This window comes from Agarivorans gilvus (genome assembly GCF_001420915.1).
Lineage (GTDB): Bacteria > Pseudomonadota > Gammaproteobacteria > Enterobacterales > Celerinatantimonadaceae > Agarivorans > Agarivorans gilvus.
In genome coordinates this window covers 1,805,180-1,829,341 of the sequence record NZ_CP013021.1, presented here as the reverse complement: position 1 = coordinate 1,829,341, position 24,162 = coordinate 1,805,180, and the positions used below count along the sequence as shown (strand labels likewise).

The 24,162-nt window shown below is 45.0% G+C and carries 19 protein-coding genes and 1 pseudogene; 10 read left to right on the top strand and 10 right to left on the bottom strand.

Features of this window, described 5'->3' with window-relative positions:
• Positions 1-115: 115 nt before the first annotated feature.
• Positions 116-1,822, bottom strand: a complete 1,707-nt coding sequence (gene aceK / locus AR383_RS08525) for a bifunctional isocitrate dehydrogenase kinase/phosphatase (RefSeq protein WP_055732745.1) — start codon at positions 1,820-1,822, stop codon at positions 116-118.
• Positions 1,823-2,308: 486 nt separating this feature from the next.
• Between aceK and thrA the strand changes: the two genes are divergently transcribed.
• The 4 genes from thrA to tesB all read left to right on the top strand — a co-directional run bounded on the left by thrA (position 2,309) and on the right by tesB (position 8,120).
• Entirely contained in the window at positions 2,309-4,780 is a 2,472-nt protein-coding gene (gene thrA / locus AR383_RS08520) for a bifunctional aspartate kinase/homoserine dehydrogenase I (protein WP_055732744.1), read from the top strand.
• A 1-nt stretch (position 4,781) separates the two neighbouring features.
• The gene (thrB, locus tag AR383_RS08515) at positions 4,782-5,750 is read left to right on the top strand and encodes a homoserine kinase (RefSeq protein WP_055732743.1); all 969 of its coding nucleotides are present in this window, start codon (positions 4,782-4,784) and stop codon (positions 5,748-5,750) included.
• On the top strand, positions 5,747-7,024 hold the full coding sequence (gene thrC, locus AR383_RS08510) for a threonine synthase (RefSeq protein ID WP_055732742.1): 1,278 nt from the start codon (positions 5,747-5,749) through the stop codon (positions 7,022-7,024). The genes thrB and thrC overlap by 4 nt, the downstream gene beginning before the upstream one ends.
• A gap of 229 nt (positions 7,025-7,253) precedes the next feature.
• Complete coding sequence (gene tesB / locus AR383_RS08505) at positions 7,254-8,120, top strand: acyl-CoA thioesterase II (RefSeq protein WP_055732741.1); 867 nt, start codon at positions 7,254-7,256, stop codon at positions 8,118-8,120.
• A 57-nt stretch (positions 8,121-8,177) separates the two neighbouring features.
• Here the strand turns inward: tesB and grcA are convergent, their stop codons facing one another.
• A complete protein-coding gene (gene grcA, locus AR383_RS08500) occupies positions 8,178-8,558 on the bottom strand; it encodes an autonomous glycyl radical cofactor GrcA (RefSeq protein WP_055732740.1) in 381 nt (126 codons plus the stop codon).
• 427 nt (positions 8,559-8,985) lie between these two features.
• Between grcA and AR383_RS08495 the strand changes: the two genes are divergently transcribed.
• Positions 8,986-9,540 (top strand): hemerythrin domain-containing protein, encoded by a 555-nt coding sequence (locus AR383_RS08495; RefSeq protein WP_055732739.1) that lies wholly within the window; start codon positions 8,986-8,988, stop codon positions 9,538-9,540.
• A 49-nt stretch (positions 9,541-9,589) separates the two neighbouring features.
• Here AR383_RS08495 and AR383_RS21250 read toward each other — a convergent pair whose 3' ends face one another.
• Complete coding sequence (locus AR383_RS21250; protein WP_083481553.1) at positions 9,590-9,757, bottom strand: DUF3545 family protein; 168 nt, start codon at positions 9,755-9,757, stop codon at positions 9,590-9,592.
• A gap of 307 nt (positions 9,758-10,064) precedes the next feature.
• Between AR383_RS21250 and AR383_RS08490 the strand changes: the two genes are divergently transcribed.
• Positions 10,065-11,477 carry an alanine/glycine:cation symporter family protein gene (locus tag AR383_RS08490; protein WP_055732738.1) on the top strand — a complete coding sequence of 471 codons (1,413 nt, stop codon included), beginning with the start codon at positions 10,065-10,067 and terminating at the stop codon, positions 11,475-11,477.
• Between the two features lie 64 nt (positions 11,478-11,541).
• On the opposite strand, the gene ruvX is transcribed toward AR383_RS08490, so the two are convergent.
• The 7 genes and pseudogenes from ruvX to clcA all read right to left on the bottom strand — a co-directional run bounded on the left by ruvX (position 11,542) and on the right by clcA (position 17,639).
• A complete protein-coding gene (gene ruvX / locus AR383_RS08485; protein ID WP_055732737.1) occupies positions 11,542-11,973 on the bottom strand; it encodes a Holliday junction resolvase RuvX in 432 nt (143 codons plus the stop codon).
• Positions 11,973-12,536 (bottom strand): YqgE/AlgH family protein, encoded by a 564-nt coding sequence (locus AR383_RS08480; RefSeq protein WP_055734997.1) that lies wholly within the window; start codon positions 12,534-12,536, stop codon positions 11,973-11,975. The genes ruvX and AR383_RS08480 overlap by 1 nt, the downstream gene beginning before the upstream one ends.
• 27 nt (positions 12,537-12,563) lie before the next feature.
• Positions 12,564-13,522 (bottom strand): annotated as a pseudogene (gene gshB / locus AR383_RS08475) (glutathione synthase).
• Positions 13,523-14,254 carry a 16S rRNA (uracil(1498)-N(3))-methyltransferase gene (gene rsmE, locus AR383_RS08470; protein WP_055732736.1) on the bottom strand — a complete coding sequence of 244 codons (732 nt, stop codon included), beginning with the start codon at positions 14,252-14,254 and terminating at the stop codon, positions 13,523-13,525.
• 103 nt (positions 14,255-14,357) lie between these two features.
• The gene (locus AR383_RS08465) at positions 14,358-14,834 is read right to left on the bottom strand and encodes a SprT family zinc-dependent metalloprotease (RefSeq protein WP_055732735.1); all 477 of its coding nucleotides are present in this window, start codon (positions 14,832-14,834) and stop codon (positions 14,358-14,360) included.
• Between the two features lie 80 nt (positions 14,835-14,914).
• On the bottom strand, positions 14,915-16,066 hold the full coding sequence (gene metK, locus AR383_RS08460; RefSeq protein ID WP_055732734.1) for a methionine adenosyltransferase: 1,152 nt from the start codon (positions 16,064-16,066) through the stop codon (positions 14,915-14,917).
• Positions 16,067-16,217: 151 nt separating this feature from the next.
• On the bottom strand, positions 16,218-17,639 hold the full coding sequence (gene clcA / locus AR383_RS08455) for a H(+)/Cl(-) exchange transporter ClcA (protein ID WP_055732733.1): 1,422 nt from the start codon (positions 17,637-17,639) through the stop codon (positions 16,218-16,220).
• A 616-nt stretch (positions 17,640-18,255) separates the two neighbouring features.
• Here clcA and tkt point away from each other — a divergent pair.
• From tkt to fbaA, 4 genes are all read left to right on the top strand, one after another.
• Positions 18,256-20,250: a transketolase gene (gene tkt, locus AR383_RS08450; RefSeq protein ID WP_055732732.1), complete on the top strand. Its 1,995-nt coding sequence runs from the start codon at positions 18,256-18,258 to the stop codon at positions 20,248-20,250.
• 86 nt (positions 20,251-20,336) lie between these two features.
• Positions 20,337-21,362: an erythrose-4-phosphate dehydrogenase gene (gene epd, locus AR383_RS08445; protein ID WP_055732731.1), complete on the top strand. Its 1,026-nt coding sequence runs from the start codon at positions 20,337-20,339 to the stop codon at positions 21,360-21,362.
• Between the two features lie 57 nt (positions 21,363-21,419).
• Entirely contained in the window at positions 21,420-22,583 is a 1,164-nt protein-coding gene (locus AR383_RS08440) for a phosphoglycerate kinase (RefSeq protein ID WP_055732730.1), read from the top strand.
• Positions 22,584-22,744: 161 nt separating this feature from the next.
• Entirely contained in the window at positions 22,745-23,821 is a 1,077-nt protein-coding gene (fbaA, locus tag AR383_RS08435) for a class II fructose-bisphosphate aldolase (protein ID WP_055732729.1), read from the top strand.
• The last annotated feature ends 341 nt before the right edge of the window (positions 23,822-24,162 follow it).

Below are 24,162 nucleotides of genomic sequence, written 5' to 3'. Positions count from 1 at the left end.
TTTTTAATTTCAGCATTAGTATGGTTGATCAGGCTAATAAGATCACCGGGGATCTTCAAATAATTATATAAAGCCGATGATATCAGCGGTAAATGACAATTTTTAGGATAATCTTCTAGCGATTAATGAAGCGATGTCGTCGGCGATAGGGATAGACATCTTCAAATTGACCATTTTTGATGTTTTGTTGTAGCTGCTGCCAGAAACTGGCTTGGAAAAGTTCGGCATGCAGCTCTTTAAAAATCTGTTTTACAATGGGTTTTCCTAATAAGAATGTGGCAAATTCTTCAGGGAAAATATCATTGGGGCCAACCGAGTAGCTCGGATGGGCAGCCCATTGATCCTCTGGATAGGGAGATTTGGGGAACTCTCTAAAGTTACATTCGGTCATGTAGGATATCTCGTCATAGTCATAAAACACCACACGACCATGCCGGGTTACGCCGAAGTTTTTAAATAGCATATCACCAGGAAAGATATTGGCTGCAGCCAACTGCTTAATAGCATTGCCATATTCATCGATAACTTGTCGAGTTTGCGCTTCATTTGCTTGCTCTAAGTACATATTTAGCGGCACCATTTTTCGCTCGATATATAAATGTTTAATGGTGAGGCAGTCGCCTTCAATTTGCAGCATGGAGGGGGCGACTGCCTTTAACTCGTCGATTAAGCTTTGGCTGAATCGGTGCAAGGGAAACTCTACATTGGAAAACTCTTGAGTATCGGCCATGCGACCGACGCGATCATGCTGCTTTACCAAGCGGTATTTTTCTTTTACCAGTGCGTGGCTAACGTCTTTAGGTGGAGTGAAACGATCTTTAATGATCTTAAATACCACATCATAAGAAGGTAGAGTAAATACCGTCATCACCATGCCTTTGATTCCCGGTGCTAATTCAAATAAGTCGTTGGAGTGTTGCAGGTGGTTGAGGTAGTGACGGTAAAGCTCGGTTTTTCCGTGTTTTTGACAGCCAATGGCGGTAAATAACTCGTAATCGGTTTTGTTGGGAAGCAATTGCTTAAGAAAGTTAACAATTCGCCGCGGTGCTGGTGCATCAACCATAAAGTAGGAGCGAGCAAAACCAAAAATGATGCTCACTTCATTGCTGTCGATCAGCACACTATCTACCGCGACCTTGCCTTGCTGGTTGAGTAATGGCAGCACCAAGGGAAAGTTCAATTGCTCACTACTATATTGGCCAATCAAATAAGCCCCTTTATTGCGATAAAACACCGGTTTTAGGATGGTAATTTTATGCAGCGGTTGTTGGTTTAGCTGCGGCACTTGCTGCAAGCGTTGAGTGATAAAACCTATGTCGCGATTTAAGTCTTCATAGTCGATGTTGAAACGATAATCTTCAAATAGCTGAGTAAATAAGCGGTTTAGCTCGGTGTCTTGATAGCGGTGAGTCAGTAATTGGTAGTCAAATAACTTGCTACAACGACTTGGTTTAATGAAAAGTTGGCTTTCTTCTATATAGCGATGGTGAAATAGGCGCTGATAAACCGAGTTAAAAAATGATTCGGCAACCTCAAAGTTTTCATGTTGTTTTAATAACTCTGAGTAATGTTGTTTTACCGCGGCGCTAAATTCGTCGCTGCGTTGCATATGGCCAGTCAGCTCTTTAATCGCTGCTCGGGCTTCGGTGACATGGTGGTCATAGAGTCTTATGCGTTCGCGTGAAGCTAATTGCACAGAGATCCAATCTGCGTCTTCAAAGCGTTTTTGGGCACCACGAGTCACTTTTAAGAAACACTGGTAGAAACTGTTGAAGCGTTGCAGCATCACGCTGGCTGCTTGCTGTTCCATTGGTTGCGTCATAGGGCTTATCTTGTTGTTGTTTTTTTATTCACTATGGCAGGATTTAAACACCTGTTCAAATCTAATTGTTACAAAATTTTGCTTATTGTGAAGGATTCGTTTCTGGCAATGGTTTGCTGTTGTGAGTCGTGCTGTTAGTGAATTGATAGTGTTCAAAAGATCACCCATTACTCAAACATAGTCTTCATATATGGCCGAATATGCTTAGGATAGTTGTTTAAAAATGGGCTTTTAGCCGCTTATTTGCTTTTATCCTTGGTTTTCCTCAGTTGCTGTATACAAATAAAGCTTGACTATCAATGTCAGCTGGTTATGGTATGAGCATAAACAGGAATTTATTTTATAACGATGTTAGTACGTATTGCTTACACCATTACCGGAACGATTACCCGCACCACCACATGCGGGTCGGGCTGGTTGTAGTTGTACGCTACATCGAAGAAAGCCCGTATCACACTCGATACGGGTTTTTTTTTGGGAGGAACAATGCGAGTTTTAAAATTTGGTGGATCATCGCTAGCGGATGCTGAGCGTTTTAATCGCGCGGCTGATATCGTGTTGAGCAATCAGCATCAGTCGCAAATGGCGGTCGTGCTTTCAGCGCCTGCTGGTGTTACCAACGACTTAGTTGCGGTGGTTGACAAGGTGAGCCACGGAAACGATGGCGAAGAAGAACTTCAGCGTATTGATACAACCTTCCAGCAGTTGCTTAGCCAGCTGAAAAATCAATATTCAGACTTTGCCATCGAGCAAATGCAGTTGATGGTGCATCAAGAGCTAGGCGAGTTGCGTCAGCTACTTAAAGGGGTGGCGTTGCTGCGACAATGCCCCGACAATATTCGTGCTCGAGTCCTTTCCACAGGTGAAAAGCTCAGTATTCACAGTATGAGTTTGTTGCTAGCGGCTCGCGGACAAAATTCTGAAATTATTGTGCCGCAACAAAAGCTAGTGGCCAGTTCCGGTGGTTATTTAGAAGCGGTGGTCGATATTCAGGCCAGTAAACAGCGCTTAAATCGAGCCACTATTCAGCAAGGTGTGATCTATTTAATGCCTGGCTTTACGGCTGGTAATGAGCAGGGTGAAACTGTCGTCTTAGGACGCAATGGTTCAGATTACAGCGCTGCGGTATTAGCGGCTTGTTTAGATGCTGAATGTTGTGAGATATGGACAGACGTTGATGGTGTATACAACTGTGACCCTCGAATTGTAGAAGACGCCAGATTGCTGCGCAGCTTGAGTTATTCTGAAGCCATGGAACTGAGTTATTTTGGTGCCAAGGTACTACACCCAAAAACTATCGCGCCAATTGCCCAATATCATATTCCTTGCTTGATCAAAAATACCTTCAATCCTCAAGGGGAAGGTACCTTAATTGGTGAGCAAAGTGTGGCGCAAGATGATTTACCCGTTAAAGCCTTATCTAGCTTATCAGAATTGACCATGCTTACTGTGTCAGGGCCTGGTATGAAGGGCATGGTGGGAATGGCGGGGCGTATCTTTGAGAGTATTTCTCGTCGCCAGATCTCTGTGGCACTGATTACTCAATCTAGCTGTGAATACAGCATCAGTTTTTGTATTCATAGTATTGATGCCGTACGCGCGTTAGAGGCTTTAAATGAAGAGTTTGAGCTAGAGCTGGCTAACCAATTATTGGAGCCAATCGAGGCGATTAACCAATTGGCGATTATCTCGCTGGTGGGTGATGGCATGCGTCGTAGTAAGGGCGTTGCGGCACGTTTCTTTACCTCGCTAGCTGAAGTGGCCATCAATATTGTGGCCATCGCTCAGGGCTCTTCAGAGCGTTCAATTTCAGCGGTGGTATCACAAGAGAAAGTGAATGAAGCGATCCGGGCTTGCCATCAAAACTTCTTCGACAGCATGCACTACATTGATTTGTTCCTGATTGGTATTGGCGGTGTCGGTGGCGCCTTATTAGAGCAAATACATGCCCAACAAAAACACCTTAAAGAGCAACAAATTGGTATTCGGGTATGTGGTGTAGCAAACAGCCGTAAGTTATTGCTGGATCCAAAAGGTTTAGACTTAGACGGTTGGCAGCAGCGACTACAAGATAGCGCTGAGAATGGCGGATTTAGTTTGAGCAACGTAGGGGATTTGGTGGATCAAAACCATCTTATTAACCCGGTGATTGTTGACTGTACCAGTAACGATGATATTGCTGCCAAGTATGCAGAGTTTTTAGCCAAAGGCTTCCATGTGGTGACTGCCAATAAAAAAGCCAATACCTCTAGCATGGAATACTACCAACAGTTACGTAAAACCGCCTTGGCGATGCGTCGAAAATTCCTTTACGACACTAACGTTGGTGCAGGCTTGCCGGTAATCGAAAACCTACAAAACTTGCTGAAAGCGGGTGATAAGTTAGAGCGTTTCAACGGCATATTGTCGGGTTCACTGTCGTTTATTTTTGGCAAGTTAGATGAAGGCATGAGCTTCTCACAAGCCACTACTATCGCCCGTGAAAATGGCTTTACCGAGCCAGATCCCCGGGATGACTTATCTGGCATGGACGTTGCGCGTAAATTGCTAATTCTAGCTCGAGAAGCGGGGCTGCCGTTGAGTATCGATGACATCGAAATTGAACAGGCTCTACCACCTAACTTTGATGCCAGTGGTGATACCGAAGCCTTTATGCAACGCCTCGTTGAAGCAGATGAGTATTTCGCTAAGCTACAACAACAAGCGGCCAGTGAAGGCAAGGTATTGCGCTATTTGGGCAGCATTGACCAAGGTGTATGTAAAGTGTCTTTATGCGCAGTGGCGGCGGACGATCCTTTACACCGAGTAAAAGATGGCGAAAATGCCTTGGCATTTTATAGCCGCTATTATCAGCCGATTCCTTTAGTATTACGTGGCTATGGTGCTGGTACAGCAGTAACCGCTGCAGGGGTATTTGCCGATGTACTTCGAACCCTGAATTGGACTCAAGAGGTTTAATATGAGCGTTGTTGTTTATGCCCCAGCTTCTACTGCGAATATTAGCGTGGGCTTTGATTGTTTAGGTGCGGCCTTATCGCCCATTAGTGGTGAGCTACTTGGCGACCGAGTAATGGTTGAAGCCGCGGCCGAGGGCGCAGCACTGCGCATAGAAACGGTAGGACCCTATGCCCATAAGTTGCCAGCAGATCCTAAGAAAAATATTCTCTACGATTGCTACCACTATTTTGCTAAACAGTATTTTGAGCAACAGGCTAAAGTATTTCCAAAGGTGTTAATGACCTTGGAGAAGAATTTGCCAATTGGCAGTGGTATGGGCTCCAGTGCTTGTTCAGTGGTGGCGGCGCTGGAAGGCTTGAATGCCTTTGTGGATTTTCCCTTCGACAAGCAGCAAATGCTGTTGATGATGGGGGAATTAGAAGGACAAATTAGCGGTAGCGTGCATTACGACAATGTTGCGCCATGTTATCTTGGTGGCATGCAATTGATGTTGCAAGAAGCCAATGTGACTAGCCAAGCCATTCCACATTTCGAAGACTGGTATTGGGTGGTCGCTTATCCTGGTATCAATATTTCTACCGCTGAAGCTCGCTCTATATTACCGGCTCAGTACCGTCGTCAAGATACCCTAGAATTTGGACGGAATTTGGCAGGTTTTGTTCACGCTAGTTATAGTAAGCAGCCAGAGCTTGCTGCCGCGCTATTAAAAGACAATGTTATCGCTGAACCATACCGCGCTAAGCTTATTCCCGGTTTTGAGCAGGTGCGCAGCTACGCGGCACAGAGCGGCGCCTTAGCCAGTGGCATTTCAGGTTCTGGGCCAACGGTCTATATTGTGACCCCAGTATTAGAACAAGCCGAGCGAACTAAAGCTTGGTTAGAGCAGCACTTTATTCAAAATGAAGACGGATTTTGCCATGTTTGTAAAATTGACGAGCAGGGCACCAGAGTAACAGGAAAGTCACTATGAACTTATATAATTTAAAACACAACGAAGAGCAGGTGAGTTTTACTCAGGCTGTTAAACAGGGTTTAGGTAAACAACAGGGCTTATTTTTTCCCGATAACATTCCGCAGTTTGAAGACATTGACGCGCTATTGGATCTAGATTTTCACCCGCGTAGTGCCAAGTTACTGGCGGCGCTACTGGATAATGAACTTTCCGAAGCCGAGCTGTTGGACATGGTGAGCCAAGCCTTTACCTTTGGCGCACCAGTTGAAAAAGTCACTGAACAGATTAGTGCTTTAGAACTATTTCATGGCCCTACCTTAGCTTTTAAAGATTTTGGCGGGCGTTTTATGGCGCAGTGCTTAGCTAAATTTTCCAATGGCAATAAAACCACCATTCTTACTGCTACATCGGGCGATACCGGTGCAGCGGTGGCACATGCGTTTTATGGCATGGACAATATCAACGTAGTGGTGCTGTACCCTAAAGGTAAAATTAGCCCACTGCAGGAAAAACTGTTTTGTACTCTAGGTGGCAATATTACTACCGTTGCTGTGGAGTCTGACTTTGATGCTTGCCAAGCCATGGTTAAGCAAGCCTTTGATGATCAAGAGCTGAAACAAGCGATTGGTCTTAATTCGGCTAACTCTATCAACATTAGCCGTTTAGTGGCACAAGTGTGTTATTACTTTGAAGCCGCTGCACAAATGTCTAAGGCTCAACGTCAACAGTTGGTGGTTGCCGTGCCTTCTGGCAATTTTGGTAATCTTACTGCTGGCTTAATCGCTAAAGCGATGGGCTTGCCAATTAAACGTTTCATCGCTGCCACTAATGTTAATGATACGGTGCCTCGTTACCTTGCCAGCGGCGAGTGGCAGCCTAAGCCAACTCAGGCCACTCTATCTAATGCGATGGATGTGAGTCAGCCAAATAACTGGCCGCGCGTAGAAGAGTTGTTCAAAACTCAAGGCTGGCCTTTAAGTGATTTAGGTAAAGGGGTGATGGATGACCAGCAAACGGCTGATGCAGTAAAAGCCTTGGATAAACAGGGTTACCTATGTGAGCCTCATGGTGCGATTGCCTACCAACAACTAGCCGAGCAATTAGCTGAAGACGAACAAGGTTTATTCTTATGTACTGCTCACCCGGCTAAGTTTAAAGAAAGTGTTGAAGAGATCTTAGGGCGCGAAATTGATCTGCCTAAAGCTCTTGCCGACCGCGCAGACTTGGCTTTGTTATCCAAAGAGATGCCAGCTGATTTTGCTCAATTACGTGAGTTATTAATGGGCTTATAATGCTCACTGATTGTTTCTTCATAACAGCGCCCACTTGGGCGCTGTTTTATTTTTAACTCTAATACCATCATTTTTATGCAATTTCTGGTGAGCTTTTAGAGCTTGGCCGTGGCGTGTTTTAGGCTGTTTTACACTCGCCTAAGTTGTTACTGCGGCGGCGGAGCGTAAGTTGATCTTTGAGCTTAAGTCACGCATATTGGAATGATTGGCATACAAACAAATAGTTATTATGAGTAAAGTATTAAAAGATCTGCTCGAGCTACTGAGCTTAGAGCGTATTGAAGAAGGCTTGTTTCGTGGTCACAGCCAAGACTTAGGTTTTGGTGCTGTATTTGGTGGCCAAGTGATGGGGCAGGCTTTATCCGCGGCCAAAGAAACGGTAAGTGAAAACCGTCAGGTGCACTCCTTTCACTCCTACTTTCTTCGCCCTGGCGATACTAATCATCGCATTGTTTACGATATAGAAAGTATTCGTGATGGTAAAAGTGTTTCAACTCGCCGAGTAAAAGCTATTCAATTTGGTAAGCCTATCTTTTATATGACGGCGTCGTTCCAAGAACCAGCTCCTGGTTTTGAGCATCAAGATGAAATGCCTGATGTTCCGCCACCTGAAGAGTTACAGTCTGAGCAAGAATATGCCTTCCAATTACGGGAATTATTGCCAGATGCAGTACGTGATAAGTTTATTAGCGATAAACCCTTAGAGATGCGCCCGGTTGAGTTTATTAATCCATTGCAGCCAGAAGTTGCCGCGCCTAAGCGTTGTGTTTGGTTTAAGGCTAATGGGCAAATGCCAGATGATGCGCGAGTGCATCGCTATTTGCTTGCCTATGCTTCAGACTTTAATTTTTTACCTACTGCTTTATTGCCGCATGGGCGCTCGTTCATTGAGCCCACTATTCAAACCGCCACCATTGATCATAGTATGTGGTTTCATCATGATTTTCGTATCGATGATTGGTTGCTGTACGTGATTGATAGCCCTTCGGCATCGCAGGGGCGGGGCTTGGTTCGAGGTCAGTTCTTTACCCGTGAAGGCAAGTTGGTGGCATCGACTATTCAAGAAGGTTTAATTCGTGAGCGAGAGCTGCGTTAAGCCGCCTTTAGAAATTAAAAAAGCATGCCAAGGCATGCTTTTTTATTGCACTGAAGATTATAGAGATTCAGTGAAAGTACGAGTAATTACGTCTTGTTGCTGCTCAGTTGTTAGCGAGTTAAAGCGCACTGCATAACCAGAAACACGAATAGTTAACTGAGGGTATTTTTCAGGATGCTTAACGGCATCTTCCAAAGTTTCGCGACGTAGAACGTTTACGTTTAAGTGCTGGCCGCCTTCTTCGATAGGCTGAGCTTTAAGTGGTACTTCACGGTACTCAATTTGGCCTAATGTATCGATAGAAACAACTTCATCTTCGGCATATAGCTCATCTTTAACACAAAGACAGCGAGCTTGGTTTTGCTCATTATCTAGAAGCCAAAAAGAACCCAATAGTGCGTCGTTGTCTGCTTTAGTAATTTGTATACCTGTGGTCATAACATACCTCATTAGCTAAAAATTGTAATTTTATTACACAATATAGCGAGCTTTGAGCCACTTATTGAATCATCGTCGCCACTAAGTGTAACTATACTACAATTGACCTTAGTCAAAAAAGGGTTTTTTTTGAATTTTATTGTTTATTTTGTTGTTTAATCGCAAGGTGACATAATAGGCCTTGTGTTAGTCCGCGGGGCTGTGCTTGAATAATAAATAAACTAAAATCTACTAAATATCACTCAAACATCTGTTTTTTATATGCAAATACTTTAGTGATCAGACTTGCACTGAAGAATGTTGGCTTAGCTAAAAAGTGTGAACTGGGACTGGAGTAAATATGTCTAATAAACGATCTAGCGCAATAATAGTAAGAGCTTGAGTCCTTTATACTGATTAAAAAGTGCTGAATAGCCAAGGAGAAGCAATGTTACAAAGTCTTCAAGAAGATCATAAAAATATCGCTAAATTGCTTAAGGTTTTAGAGCAGAAGTTGGCTCATATTCGCAATGAGAAAGCGGTGAAGTATAAGTTAATCGCCCACATTATTAGCTACATGCAAGAGTATGCCGATCGCTTTCACCACCCGAAAGAAGATTTAATTTATGATTACTATGTTAAGTATCGGGTAGTTGAGGACGATTTATCCGACCAACTTAAGAAGCAGCATCAACGTTTGCTAGAAATGACCGACGAGCTTAGCGATATTCTCGACATCATTTTGTTAGATGCGGTGGTACCTTTGGATCAGTTTAGTGACAAGTTAGAAACCTTTATTAAGGCTCAGTGGGATCACCTCAACTATGAAGAGGATGTGGTATTCCCGGCTTTAAAACGTCATTTAACCGAGGATGATTGGCGAGCGATAGAGCAAAGTTGGCAGCACGGCAACTATGAAGACCCCTTGTTTGGCCATCGAGTACAAGAACAATATAAAGCGCTATCTGAGCGGATTAAGCTTTCTGAGCCACATGAAGACTAGTTGTTTTAGCAGATATTAAAAAACCCGGCTTAGCGCCGGGTTTTTTTATTTAGTATTCAAATTCTGGTTGCAAGTCAAAGCTATGGTCGATTGACTGTAGCTCCTTTTGTAAGCGCATTCTGTCCTTAATTGCTTCTATTTCACGCCATTTGCGTTTCTTATTAGAACCGCGAGAAGATTTGTTGGTTTCAACAGTATCCAAGTCCAGCCTATCCATGGTTATCTCCTTGTATGTTGTTGCAATTTAATAAGTACCACACGTTTACAAAAAGTAAAATACTATTGTTGCAAAAAAGTTACCAACAACCCGGTTTTGAGCATTTTTTTGCGATATTTTGTCACTAGAAATGGATTAGCTTTGATTTTGATTTGGATATTTATTCTTGTTTTTTATTTATAGGTAACTTTTTATGTCGTATTTGTTATGTATCAAAGCATGCTAATTGGTCGCCGCCTAAACTCTCGCCAAATTATAACCGAGACTAGGTTTCCGAATAACCATAGATATAGGGCAACACTACACTATGAACGAAATTGTAAACTGGTTAAATGGCGTGCTTTGGGGCAACCTGCTGATCTACTTATTATTAGGGACTGGCATTGTATTTACTTTGCGTACTCGCTTTATTCAGGTGCGTCATTTCGGGCACATGTTTTTAGTCATGAGGTCGAGCCGTAAAGGCGATGCGAGTGGTATTTCTTCTTTTCAAGCTTTATGCACTAGCTTAGCCGCTCGAGTGGGCACGGGGAACCTTGCCGGGGTTGCGGTGGCCGTCACTTTAGGTGGCCCAGGTGCGGTCTTCTGGATGTGGTTGATTGCCTTGTTGGGGATGGCGACCAGTTTTGCTGAAAGCAGCTTGGCACAGTTATACAAGGTAAAAGATGATGACGGTAACTTCCGCGGTGGTCCTTCCTACTATATGGAAAAGGGCTTGGGTAAGCGCTGGATGGGAGTTGTTTTCGCCATTTGTTTGATAATTGCCTTTGGTTTGGTATTCAACGCGGTACAAGCGAATTCTATCGCTTCAGCGATGCATGAAGCATTTGGCTTTAACAAGATAGTCGTTGGGACTTTATTAGTAGCCGCTGCTGCACTGATTATCTTTGGTGGGATCCGTAGTATTGCCCGTTTTGCCGAGCTGGTGGTTCCAGTTATGGCCTTGGCTTATGTATTGGTGGCCATTGTGGTAGTTCTGATGAATATTCAGCAAATGCCAGAGGTATTCGGCTTGATTTTCCGTTCCGCTTTTGGCTTTGAAGAAGCAGGTGCGGGGGCATTAGGTGCCGCCATGATGAACGGTATCAAGCGGGGCCTATTTTCTAATGAAGCGGGTATGGGCAGTGCCCCTAATGCTGCGGCTACGGCTAGCCCTTATCCACCTCATCCGGCCTCACAGGGTTATGTGCAGATGCTCGGGGTATTCATCGATACTGTAGTTATCTGTACCGCTACCGCTGCGATTATTTTGCTTAGTCACAATGAAAACCTAACGGGTGATGGCATTGCTCTAACTCAACAGGCGCTTAGCGGCCAAGTAGGGGCGTGGGGTAGTTATTTTGTTGGTGTGGCGATTATCTTTTTTGCCTTCACTTCCATCGTGGGTAACTATTCTTATGCCGAGACCAACTTGATTTTCCTTGAGCATAATCATAAGGCGGGTTTGTGGATTTTCCGTATTCTAGTGCTGGCGATGGTGATGTTTGGAGCGGTAGTGAAAATCGACATCATCTGGAATTTGGCCGATGTATCGATGGGTTTAATGGCCTTGGTAAATCTGGCGGCTATTTTAATGCTGTCTGGTGTGGTGGTTAAGTTAGCGCTTGATTACAATCGTCAGCTGGAAGCGGGTAAAGTGCCCACCTTTAACAGCGATGATTACCCTGAATTAAAATCACAGATTGATACCGAGATTTGGTCTGGCGCTAAGCAGAAATAGTGATTTCAGCCTAAATATAAAAAGGCCTCGAATTTATCGAGGCCTTTTATTTTCTGTATTTTATTTACTGCTGCTGTTCTGCGCACCAGCTTTCAAAAATCAGTGCGGCTGCCAGGCTATCTACCGCGCCTTTTTCTAGGGCCTTATAGCCGCCTAGCTCGAATAGTTTCTCTTTAGCGTCAACCGTAGTTAGCCGTTCATCTTGCATCTCTATGGGGTAACCAAAGCGGCCATGTAGCCGATTGGCAAACTTCTTTGCGCGTTGGGTCAGCTCTTGCTCACTGCCGTCCATGTTTAGTGGTAAACCGATGATTAAGAGATCGGGCTGCCATTGTTGTAGCAGAGTTTCTATTAGTGACCATTGTGGTATGCCATCTTGAGCTTTAATTGCAGCTAAGGGTTTGGCGCAGCCCGTTAACTCTTGGCCAATCGCTACCCCAATGCTTTTAGTGCCAAAATCGAAAGCCAGCGCAGAACGCTCTCTAGGCCGCGCCATCAGGCGTGACCTACTTCGCTAGATAGTTGCCATATATCAATGCCTAAGCTTTTAGCTGCCGCTTCCCAGCGTTTATGGCTGGGCGTATCAAAGATAATCTCGGTGCTAGCCGGTAGGGTCAGCCAAGAGTTATCGGCAATTTCTTGCTCCAACTGGCCTGCTTCCCAACTTGCATAGCCCAAGGTGACAATGTAATCGTGAGGTTGGGCGTCGGTGCCTAAGGTATCTAATACATCCTTAGACGTAGTCACCATTAATTCGTCACTCACTTTTAGGCTACTATTAAAACCTTTCATCGGTGAATGCAGCACAAAACCGCGTTCCTGCGCCACCGGACCACCTTGATAAACTGGGCGGTTCAGATCTTCACGGATCATTTCGCTGTTTTCGTGTAACTCAACTTGTTGCAATAAGGATTCTACAGACAAGTCGACCGGCACATTGATTACCAAGCCCATGGCGCCGTCTTCATTATGCTCGCAAAGATAAACCACCGAGCGCTTGAAGAAAGGGTCGTTCAAGCTTGGCATGGCGATTAAAAACTGATTTTGCAAAGTATTGATTGCGTCCAAAATAACCCTTCTTACTCGTTAAACTGCCGTTTCTTTTAGTCTAGCTTCAATTGCGTCCATTAATTTGCCGGTAATGGAAATATCGAAAGCGGCTTCAATTTCTTTGATACAGGTGGGGCTAGTCACATTGATTTCAGTAACTTTGTCACCAATTACGTCTAAGCCTACAAATACTAAGCCTTTTTCTTTTAGTACTGGCCCTATAGCTCGGGCTATTTTCCAGTCGCTATCGGATAGAGGCTGCGCTACGCCGCGGCCACCTGCGGCGAGATTACCTCGAGTTTCCCCTTGTGAGGGAATACGGGCTAAGCAGTAGGGCATGGGCTCACCGTCGACGATCAGAATGCGCTTATCGCCAGCAACGATCTCGGGAATGAACTTTTGCGCCATGCAGTATTCTTGGCCGTGTTTGCTTAGGGTTTCTAAGACTACGCCAACGTTAGGGTCGTCTTGTTTTAAGCGGAAAATTGAGGCTCCCCCATACCATCTAGAGGCTTCATGATCACGTCTTGATGTTGCTGGTGGAAAGCTTTTAAACGCTTCATATCACGGCTCACCAGTGTGGTAGGAGTAAACTCAGAGAACCACGCGGTGAACAATTTTTCGTTAGCATCACGCAGACTTTGCGGTTTATTGATGATTAAACAGCCTTCTGCTTCCGCTCGCTCTAACATATAGGTGGCGTAGATAAATTCGGTATCAAATGGAGGATCTTTACGCATCAGTATCACGTCGAGTTCACTCAGGCTTTGGTCGACGGTGTCACCGAGTTGATACCAGTTTTGCGCATCGTTTTGTACGCTAAAGGGGCGCATATTGGCTGCCGCTCTACCACCATCTAAGTACAGATCCTGCATTTCCATGTAGTAGAGCTCATAGCCGCGTCGTTGAGCTTCCAGCAACATCGCGAAGCTCGAGTCTTTTTTGATGTTAATATTGGCGATGGGGTCCATCACGATACCAAGTTTTATACTCATTTATGCTAAGTCTCCAAATTGACATTGCAACGCGGCGATGGCCGTTAATGCGGCGGTTTCGGTGCGTAATACGCGGGGGCCTAACAGCGTTTCTTGAAACTGATGCTGATTACATAAATCAATTTCTTGTTCGCTCAAACCACCTTCGGGTCCAATTAATAGCCGAACACCATGCTGCGGTGTTGGCAGGGTCTTAATGCTATATGGGGCCTTTGGATGTAAATTCAACTTTAAGGCTTTGCTGTTTTCACTGGCCCATTGCTCTAAGCTCTGCAGCGGAGCGATTTCTGGTACTACGCTGCGACCAGATTGTTCACAGGCGGCTATCGCAATTTTTTGCCACTGTTGGCGCTTCTTCTCGAAACGCTCTTGGTTTAATTTCACGCCACAACGTTCACTGGTGAGCGGGGTGATTTTATTCACCCCCAGTTCTACTGACTTTTGAATGGTAAATTCCATACGGTCACCGCGTGAGATGACTTGACCAAGATGGATGCGCAGCGGTGATTCGCTGGGGTTGCTAGTCACCGCGGTAATTTTTACCGTGACTTGTTTTTTATTGGCTTGCTCAATGCTGGCTGCGTAGTTGTTACCATCGTTATTAAACAGTTCAAGCATTTGGCCTGCTTCCATTCGAAGCACTCGACCGACATGGTTGGCTGCATCGGCTTCAAGTTCAACTAATTGCTCCAGTGACAGAGCTTGAGAATGATAAATACGGGGAATTCGCATGGTGGAAAGTCGACTCCATTTTGAGACTGCGAGAGCTAGCTACTTGACTGGCAAAGAATAAACCTATTGTCTGCAGATTCCTAGAGCGTAGCCTATTAAGCCCTTAACTATTGTGTTGAAAAATCAGCCGCTGACGGCATTGCTTACAACAATATTGGGCTCCTTGTAACACCTTGTTATGGCGGCGTATGCCAAGTTGATGCTGCTGACAGGCACATTGATAAGTAAAGCTTTTCATCGGCATCTCAGAAAGGGAATAGCGATGGGTGGTGTGTGGAGGGCAATTGAAGACCTTAAGCATTATGCTTTGCCATTCTTTGCCGTGAGGCTTAACTCGGCCGTAGAGTGCATGACAGATTAAATGCGCCACTTCATGGGGCACGGTATGGCGTAAAAAATCTTCACAATCTTGCGCATAAAAGTGAGCATTAAAGCGCAAGCGCCATTGGCTGAGGTTGGCACTGCCTGCCACTTTACTCAGGCGTTGTGAAAGGACTATTTCCGGTCGGGCAAAAGGCTGCTTAAAATACTGCTCTGAGAGTAAGAAACATTGCTCGACGCGGTGCTGAAGTTGCTGCATTAGCCGGCCTACGGTTTGGAAAATAAAAAGCCGAAAGGAACTATACCCTTTCGGCTTATTTTAGCTAGTGAACAGCGGGCTTAAAGGCCGGCTTCACTCTTTAGCTGCTCTGCTTTATCGGTTTTTTCCCAAGGGAATTCTTCACGGCCAAAGTGACCGTAGGCCGCGGTGGCTTGATAAATTGGACGTTCTAAATCAAGCATTTTTAGAATGCCGTAAGGGCGAAGATCGAAGTGCTTGCGTACTAGGGCAATCAATTTGTCTTCTGACAGTTTGCCAGTGCCAAAGGTTTCGATGCTAATGGAAGTGGGTTCTGCTACACCAATCGCGTAAGACACTTGGATTTCACAGCGGTCGGCAAGCCCAGCAGCAACAATGTTTTTCGCTACATAACGACCAGCATAAGCGGCGCTGCGGTCTACTTTTGATGGATCTTTACCGGAGAAGGCACCGCCGCCATGACGCGCCATACCACCGTAGGTGTCTACAATGATTTTACGACCGGTTAGACCACAGTCGCCCATTGGCCCGCCAATTACGAAGCGACCAGTTGGGTTAATGTGGAATTGAGTGTCTTTGGTAAGCCATTGCTCTGGTAATACTGGTTTGATGATTTCTTCCATTACTGCTTCACGTAAATCGGCAGTTGAAATGCTGTCACAGTGTTGGGTAGATAGAACCACAGCGTCTACACCGGTAATAATGCCATTCTCATAGGCAAAGGTGACCTGTGATTTAGCATCGGGGCGTAACCAGTCAAGGGTGCCATTCTTACGTACTTCAGCTTGGCGTTTTACCAATAGGTGTGAGTAAGTAATTGGCGCAGGCATTAATACTTCGGTTTCGTTGGTGGCGTAACCAAACATTAAACCTTGGTCGCCAGCACCTTGGTCTTCTGGGCGGGAGCGGTCAACACCTTGATTAATATCGGGGCTTTGCTTACCTACTACGTTAAGGACTGCACAAGAGTCGGCGTCGAAGCCCATATCTGAATGGGTATAACCAATTTCGCGCACGGTGCTGCGAGCTAATTCTTCAATATCAACCCAAGCAGAGGTGGTGATTTCTCCGCCCACCATTACCATGCCGGTTTTGACGTAGGTCTCACAGGCTACACGGGCCTTGGGATCCTGCGTTAAAATTGCGTCCAGCACTGCATCTGAAATTTGGTCAGCAATTTTGTCGGGATGTCCTTCAGAAACAGATTCTGAAGTAAATAAATGAGTAGCCATGTTTCGATCTCGTCAATTAAATTTTAAACGTATGGATGTATTACCATCTGGACGTCTATTTTAGTTCGCAAATTAAATTTATCAAATTTATTTGCACTACCAGGGTGTTTAATCTGGTAGTGCGAAAATGGAACGGGGCGGGGAGCTAGGCTCAGCTCTCTTCTTTGGCTTCTTTGGCTTCTTTTGCTTCGTTGGCTTGGCGTTTAATTTCGGGATTATTTCTAAGGGATTGTTTAAGTAGCTCAGAATACAGTGGTTTACCTTTGAGGATCTGAGCAATCAAGGTGGCGCCCATACAGGTGACTAACAGCGGCAAAATAAGCTGGTAGTTGTCGGTCATTTCTACCACCAAAATAATCCCCGTTACCGGTGCTCTTACCGTTGCGGCAAATAAGGCCCCCATGCCCGCTATGGCGAAAATTCCTGGTTGGGGAATTAAATCTGGGAAATATATTGCCATGAAGTTGCCGTAGGCTAATCCCAATAAGGTGCCCAAGGCTAACATGGGCGCAAATACGCCACCAGGAGCTGCTGAAGCGAAACAGGCGATGGTAGCAAATAAACGCAGGGCAAAAATAAGCAGCAAGATGCCCCAAGTAGTAGGGTGTAAAAATAGCTCGGTAATTAACTCAATGCCGCCGCCAGTCAGTGAAGGGCTAAACTGTTGCAGCATAGCGAACACTGCACCAAACAGCGCGCCGGTGATGACCACTCGGCTTACCTTGCTCGCCTGCATTTGGCTGACTTTATCGGTGGTATATAAAATCCATTTATTGAAATACACCCCCACGATGCCAAAGATAATCCCGAGAAACAGGAAAAAACTCAAAGATACTAAAGAGGGAACGTCAAAGTGGGGGACATCCATGACGGCGTCTTGGCCATGTAAGGCTCGCATTACGATAGTGGCCACAGCACTGGCCACGGTGACGCATTTAAAAGAGGTAATGTTGTAACGAAACTGCGGGCGCATTTCCTCAATAACAAACAGTATTCCAGCTAAGGGAGCGTTAAAGGCTGCGGCTAAACCTGCGGCCGCGCCTGAGGCGGTAAGAATATGAGTGGCATGCTGGTAACGTTTAGCACTGCCGGCAAACATATTTCCCACTGAGCCGCCAATTTGAATAGAAGGGCCTTCGCGACCTAAGATCATGCCTGAGCTAATGGTAAATGCGCCGGCAATAAATTTAATCGGGAGCACTCGTCTCCAGCGAATATGGTGCAGGCCATCTAGCGCGCCTTCTAGGTGGGGAATACCGCTTCCAGCAGCCTCTGGAGCAAAACGGGCGGTGAGCCAAAAGCCAAAGGCGGTCATCGCTGCGCCTACTAAAGCCGCTCCTGCAATGACTAAGACGGGGTTTAGCTCGCTGCCTGCGAATAAATCTAATCGAAATGCACCTATTAATTGAATCGCTTGCTCAAATAAGGAAATCACCAAGCCAACCACACCACCAATAATTCCCGATAGCCCAATTAGAATCATGTAGTCATAGCGTGTGGTGTAAAACAGAGGTGTGGCGCGGTGTTTCAGTAATCCACCTTGAAAAAACCGAAAATTGGGTGATTTAGGCATTTATTCTTTAAAACCTTAATATGTTTAGCGCGATTCGATGTTCGATTGTCGATGAGCTGAAGTCCTACTCATCGCCTTTGTGTCCTCTGGCTACACATTGCATATGCGCTGAGCCGGGTGGAGCGTTAACTAGCAAGAAAAAGAATAGCAGTGGTAATGGGGAGGTAAGTTGCTTGCCTGTGGCTTACCGAGAATTAAGCTAATCCTTTAATCGTGAGCGCTGTTATTGCTTACTTTACACCTAGCTCGAGAGGCGCCAGTAGGGTACGGAATTTTTCATTCTACACACATGATTGTAATCAAAGAAATGTGATCGCTGTCAATCAATTCATTTGATTAATATTTTTACAGTTAATTGTTTTGTAACTGGCGTTGTCCTTGGGTAAAAATTCTGCGCCTGTTCGGCAGCTCTCGCTTATACACAGAATTTGTGGTGAGCTTTTGGGTTTTGGCGGTTTTGCTCAGAATAAAGCTGACTTATTTGGTCATTTTCATTGTTTTTTTAGCTTTTCCGTGAAAAAGCCTCAAGAATGGGTTGCAGTTTTAGTCCTCTCTTTGTGACAATGTGCCGATTATTTTTAGACCCCCTTCAACAACGATTATTCAGGAGCAACACATGTCTTCTCGTCAAGAGCTGGCTAATGCGATTCGCGCATTAAGCATGGACGCCGTTCAACAGGCTAATTCTGGCCACCCAGGAGCACCTATGGGAATGGCGGATATTGCTGAAGTGTTATGGCGTGACTTTTTAAAGCATAACCCCAACGACCCAAATTGGGCTGACCGTGACCGTTTCATTTTATCTAATGGCCATGGCTCAATGTTGCTTTATTCTTTGTTGCACCTTTCTGGATATCAGCTACCTATTGAAGAGCTGAAAAACTTCCGCCAATTACATTCTAAAACGCCAGGTCACCCAGAGTATGGTTACGCTCCAGGCGTGGAAACTACCACTGGTCCTTTGGGTCAAGGTATTACCAATGCGGTAGGTATGGCATTAGCAGAGAAAGTGTTAGCTGCTCAGTTTAACCGTGAAGGTTTCCCTGTGGTAGACCATTACACTTACGCGTTCATGGGTGACGGTTGTTTGATGGAAGGGATTTCTCACGAAGCCTGTTCTTTTGCCGGTACTCAAGGCCTTGGCAAATTAGTGGCTTTCTGGGATGACAACGGCATCTCCATTGACGGTGAAGTTGAAGGTTGGTTTACCGACGATACAGTGAAGCGTTTTGAAGCTTACGGCTGGCATGTGGTTGCCGGTGTTGATGGTCATGATAGCGAAGCGATTGCGGCAGCGATTAAAGCGGCCAAAGCTGAAACCAGCAAGCCTAGCTTAATTTGCTGTAAAACCATTATCGGTTTTGGTTCACCAAATAAGTCAGGTTCTCATGACTGTCACGGCGCTCCACTAGGTGCTGACGAAATTGCTGCGGCACGCGAGTTTTTAAACTGGCCACATGCTGCCTTTGAGATCCCTCAAGAGGTATACCAAGCTTGGGATGCTAAGCCAAGTGGCGAGAAATCTCAGTCTGAGTGGAATCAACTGTTTGCTGGTTACGAAGCTGCTCACCCAGCATTAGCGGCTGAGTTCAAGCGTCGCGTTGAAGGTCAATTACCTAGCGATTGGCAAGAATTCGCCGATAACTACATCAGTGAATTACAAGCTAGCCAAACTAAGATTGCGACTCGTCAGTCTTCACAAAAAACCTTAGAAGCCTTCGGTCCTAAACTACCAGAACTATTGGGTGGCAGTGCCGACTTAGCGCCATCTAACCTAACCATGTGGTCTGGCTCTACTGCAGTAAGCCCTGAAGATGCATCAGGTAACTACCTACACTACGGTGTTCGTGAGTTTGGTATGTCTGCCATTATGAACGGTATCACCCTGCATGGTGGCTTTAAACCTTACGGCGCGACTTTCTTAATGTTCATGGAGTACGCCCGTAATGCGCTACGTATGGCCGCTTTAATGAAGCAGCCGGCTATTTTTGTTTACACTCACGACTCTATCGGTTTGGGTGAAGACGGCCCAACTCACCAAGCTGTAGAGCAAACTGCTAGCTTGCGCATGACGCCGAACATGAGCACTTGGCGCCCTTGTGACTCTGTGGAATCTGCGGTTGCCTGGCGCCATGCAGTAGAACGTACGGACGGCCCTACGTCATTGATTTTCTCGCGCCAAGGTTTGGCTCCTCAAGCGCGTGATGCTCAGCAGTTAGCTGATGTAGCGCGTGGTGGTTATGTGCTGAAAGATTGTGCTGGTACACCGGAACTGATTCTAATCGCGACTGGCTCAGAAGTTGAACTTGCCGTTGCTGCTTATGAAGAGTTGAGCGCAGCCGGTAAGGCGGTGCGAGTAGTGTCTATGCCTGCTACCGACGTGTTTGATGCTCAGTCTGCTGAATACCGTGAGTCAGTATTGCCTAATGCAGTACGTAAGCGTATTGCCGTAGAGGCGGGTATTGCCGACTTCTGGTACAAGTACGTTGGCTTTGATGGCAAAGTGCTAGGTATGACTAGCTTCGGCGAATCGGCTCCTGCCGATGAGCTATTCAAACTATTTGGCTTCACTAAAGAAAACTTAGTGAACATGGCTAACGAGTTACTCTAAGCCAAGTTGAAGTTAGTTAAGTAAAAAAACAGAGCCCTCTGCCAAGAGGGTTCTTTGTTTTAGCTAGTGATAAAAGATGGATTTTTATGTCTAAGCAAGTGCTTCGTGTGGCAATTAACGGCTTTGGTCGAATTGGTCGCAGTGTATTGCGCGCCTTATTTGAGTCTGAACGTCAGCACAAGATTAAGGTGGTAGCCATCAATGAATTGGCCAACCCTGATGCAATCGCCCACTTACTCAAATACGATTCTACCCATGGTACTTTTGCCGGAGATGTGCTGCTGCAAGAGGATCACCTGTTGGTTGAAGGGCAGCGTATTCAACTCTGTCATCAAAGCTCACCCTTGGCACTTCCTTGGCAACAACTAGATGTTGATATTGTGCTGGAGTGTACCGGGCGTTTCAGCTCAGTAGCCGATGCGCAAATGCATCTTGACGCCGGTGCGAAAAAAGTTTTGTTTTCCCATCCTGCCGATCCTTGCGTAGACCAAACCATTGTCTATGGTGTGAATGATGAATATTTAAGTTCGCATGACAAAGTGGTATCGAATGGCTCTTGTACTACCAATTGTATCGTGCCAGTGATTAAGGTCTTAGATGAAGCCTTTGGGGTAGAATGTGGTACTATTACTACAATTCACTCGGCTATGAACGATCAACAAGTCATCGATGCTTACCATAGTGATCTGCGTAGAACGCGTGCCGCGGGGCAATCAATTATTCCCGTTGATACCAAGCTGGCAAAAGGGGTAGAACGAATTTTACCTAAATTTGCCGGTAAGTTTGAGGCGATTGCAGTAAGGGTGCCGACGCAAAATGTTACGGCGATGGATTTGAGTGTAACATTGTGTAAAAAAGTTACAGTTTCTGATATAAATCAAGCCATTCAACAAGCAGTTTGCGGTAAATTAAGCGGTATCTTGGGCTATACCGAAGAACCCTTGGTGTCTATCGATTTTAATCACGATAGTCGTTCAAGCATTATTGATGGTTCGCAAACGCGGGTAAGTGGTCAGCACCTAGTGAAGGTACTGGCATGGTGTGACAACGAATGGGGCTTTGCCAATCGTATGTTAGACACCGCGGAATTAATGGGTAAAACGGAATTGTAGGTTTAGCCAAGCGGGCTAAACTGTAAGTTTAATTTGAAACTATGTAGAGGACAGATAATGTCAATTATCAAAATGACCGACTTAGATCTTGCAGGCAAACGTATTTTTATTCGTGCTGATCTAAACGTTCCAGTAAAAAACGGTAAAGTTACTTCTGATGCACGTATTCTAGCATCTCTTCCAACTATCAAGCTTTGCTTAGAAGCTGGCGCGAAGGTTATGGTGACATCTCACCTAGGTCGTCCAACTGAAGGCGAATACGCAGAAGAGTTCTCTCTAGCTCCTGTAGTTAATTACTTAAACGACGCTTTAGATTGCGAAGTTAAACTAGCCAAAGATTACCTAGACGGTTTAGAGCTTAACGCTGGTGAGTTGGTTGTTCTTGAAAACGTTCGTTTCAACAAGGGTGAGAAGAAAAACGAAGAAGCGCTTTCTAAGCAATACGCTGCTCTTTGTGACATCTTCGTTATGGATGCATTTGGTACGGCTCACCGTGCTCAAGCGTCAACTCACGGTGTAGGTACTTACGCTCCTGTTGCGTGTGCTGGTCCTCTTCTTGCTGCTGAGCTAGAAGCTCTAGGTAAAGCAATGGACAACCCAGAGCGTCCACTTGTAGCTATCGTTGGTGGTTCTAAAGTATCAACTAAACTTACTGTTCTAGAGTCTCTATCTAAAGTTGCTGACCAACTTGTAGTGGGCGGCGGTATTGCTAATACCTTCATCGCAGCTGCTGGCAACAACGTAGGTAAATCTCTTTACGAAGCAGACCTAGTTGAAACTGCACAAAAATTGATGAAAGAGTGTTCAATTCCAGTGGCTACTGATGTGGCTTGTGCTAAAGCTTTTGATGAAAACGCTGAAGCTGAAATCAAGAATGTTGCTGATGTACAAGATGACGACATGATCTTTGACTTAGGTCCTGATTCAACTGCCGCTCTTGCTGAAATTATTGGTAACGCTAAAACAATTCTTTGGAATGGCCCTGTTGGCGTATTCGAATTCAAAAACTTCGAAGCGGGTACAAAAGGTATTTCAGAAGCTATCGCTAAATCTGCAGGTTTCTCTGTAGCGGGCGGTGGTGACACGCTAGCCGCTATCGACAAGTTCGGTATCAAAGCTGACGTTTCTTACATCTCTACTGGTGGCGGTGCCTTCCTAGAGTTTGTAGAAGGTAAAGTATTGCCTGCTGTAGCCATGCTTGAAGAGCGTGCTAAAGGCTAATTAGTTACACTGATAAATAAAGCGGAAAGGTTTTTCCGCTTTATTGTTTGCTGCGCAGCTAACTTGCTTCTGTTAAACTGCAGGGGTTGTGAGTAAACGTCTACAAGAATTTAAACTTACCGTTTTTATTTTTTAAAACGACAGAAAATAGGATTAAATCCATGTCTAAGATCTTCGATTTCGTAAAACCTGGTGTTATCTCTGGTGATGACGTACAAAAAGTATTTGCCGTTGCCAAAGAAAACAACTTCGCTCTTCCAGCAGTTAACTGTGTAAACACTGACTCTGTAAACGGCGTACTAGAAGCTGCAGCTAAAGTTAAAGCTCCTGTTATTATTCAGTTTTCTAATGGCGGCGCTGCTTTCTTCTGTGGTAAAGGCGTTAAATTGGAAGGTCAAGGTGCACAAATCCTTGGTGCGGTTGCTGGTGCGAAATACGTACACGCTGTAGCTGAAACTTACGGTGTTCCTGTAATTCTTCACACTGACCACGCTGCTAAGAAATTACTACCTTGGATCGACGGTCTACTAGACGCTGGTGAAGAATTCTTCGCTCAAACTGGTAAGCCTCTATTCTCTTCTCACATGCTTGACCTAAGTGAAGAGTCTCTAGAAGAGAACGTTGAAACCTGTGCTAAATACCTAGAGCGCATGGCTAAAATGAACATGACCATCGAGATCGAATTGGGTTGTACTGGTGGTGAAGAAGATGGCGTTGATAACTCAGATATGGACGCTTCTGAGCTTTACACTTCACCTGAAGATGTTGCCTACGCTTACGAGAAACTAAGTGCTGTTAGCCACCGTTTCACTATTGCTGCTTCTTTCGGTAACGTACATGGCGTATACCAAGCGGGTAACGTGGTACTAACTCCAACCATCCTACGTGATTCACAAGCGTACGTTTCAGAGAAGTTTGGTCTACCTGCTAACTCTCTAAACTTCGTATTCCACGGTGGTTCTGGTTCTTCTGAAGCAGAAATCAAAGAGTCTATCTCTTACGGTGTTATCAAAATGAACATCGATACTGATACTCAGTGGGCAACTTGGGATGGTATTCGTCAATACGAAGCTGAAAACCACGATTACCTACAAGGTCAAATCGGTAACCCAACTGGTGAGTCTGCTCCTAACAAGAAATACTACGACCCACGTGTATGGTTACGTGCTGGTCAAGCTTCTATGGTTGCTCGCCTTGAGAAAGCTTTTGCTGACCTAAATGCAGTAGACGTACTGTAATTTAGTCACTTAGACTGTATTTATTAAGGCTCGCTCTAGCGGGCCTTAATTGTTTTTACTCTATGAGTAAAGCCCCTAGATCCTTTCCCTTCCTCTATTTTCTAGCCGTTTGTAAACCAGAATTTACAGATTTAGCTAGGCTCTAGCGACGATTTGTTCACTATAGGAACTATTTCCTTTTTTGGGATTTTAGTTCATGATTACTTTAGTTTATCTTCATGAGTTTATGAATTTTATTTATTTATATTTTTGTCATTTATTTTTTTATAGTTGATTCAAACTCTTAAGACTCATGCTTATGTGAGATTAGAAAATGTCATTCGTTCAAATCGACAGGCTTG

Bases quoted from the DNA above. Each gene is read 5' to 3' on its own strand.
- aceK (WP_055732745.1), bottom strand. From the start codon at position 1,822: ATGACGCAACCAATGGAACAGCAAGCAGCCAGCGTGATGCTGCAACGC.
- thrA (WP_055732744.1), top strand. From the start codon at position 2,309: ATGCGAGTTTTAAAATTTGGTGGATCATCGCTAGCGGATGCTGAGCGT.
- thrB (WP_055732743.1), top strand. From the start codon at position 4,782: ATGAGCGTTGTTGTTTATGCCCCAGCTTCTACTGCGAATATTAGCGTG.
- thrC (WP_055732742.1), top strand. From the start codon at position 5,747: ATGAACTTATATAATTTAAAACACAACGAAGAGCAGGTGAGTTTTACT.
- tesB (WP_055732741.1), top strand. From the start codon at position 7,254: ATGAGTAAAGTATTAAAAGATCTGCTCGAGCTACTGAGCTTAGAGCGT.
- grcA (WP_055732740.1), bottom strand. From the start codon at position 8,558: ATGACCACAGGTATACAAATTACTAAAGCAGACAACGACGCACTATTG.
- AR383_RS08495 (WP_055732739.1), top strand. From the start codon at position 8,986: ATGTTACAAAGTCTTCAAGAAGATCATAAAAATATCGCTAAATTGCTT.
- AR383_RS21250 (WP_083481553.1), bottom strand. From the start codon at position 9,757: ATGGATAGGCTGGACTTGGATACTGTTGAAACCAACAAATCTTCTCGC.
- AR383_RS08490 (WP_055732738.1), top strand. From the start codon at position 10,065: ATGAACGAAATTGTAAACTGGTTAAATGGCGTGCTTTGGGGCAACCTG.
- ruvX (WP_055732737.1), bottom strand. From the start codon at position 11,973: ATGGCGCGGCCTAGAGAGCGTTCTGCGCTGGCTTTCGATTTTGGCACT.
- rsmE (WP_055732736.1), bottom strand. From the start codon at position 14,254: ATGCGAATTCCCCGTATTTATCATTCTCAAGCTCTGTCACTGGAGCAA.
- AR383_RS08465 (WP_055732735.1), bottom strand. From the start codon at position 14,834: ATGCAGCAACTTCAGCACCGCGTCGAGCAATGTTTCTTACTCTCAGAG.
- metK (WP_055732734.1), bottom strand. From the start codon at position 16,066: ATGGCTACTCATTTATTTACTTCAGAATCTGTTTCTGAAGGACATCCC.
- clcA (WP_055732733.1), bottom strand. From the start codon at position 17,639: ATGCCTAAATCACCCAATTTTCGGTTTTTTCAAGGTGGATTACTGAAA.
- tkt (WP_055732732.1), top strand. From the start codon at position 18,256: ATGTCTTCTCGTCAAGAGCTGGCTAATGCGATTCGCGCATTAAGCATG.
- epd (WP_055732731.1), top strand. From the start codon at position 20,337: ATGTCTAAGCAAGTGCTTCGTGTGGCAATTAACGGCTTTGGTCGAATT.
- AR383_RS08440 (WP_055732730.1), top strand. From the start codon at position 21,420: ATGTCAATTATCAAAATGACCGACTTAGATCTTGCAGGCAAACGTATT.
- fbaA (WP_055732729.1), top strand. From the start codon at position 22,745: ATGTCTAAGATCTTCGATTTCGTAAAACCTGGTGTTATCTCTGGTGAT.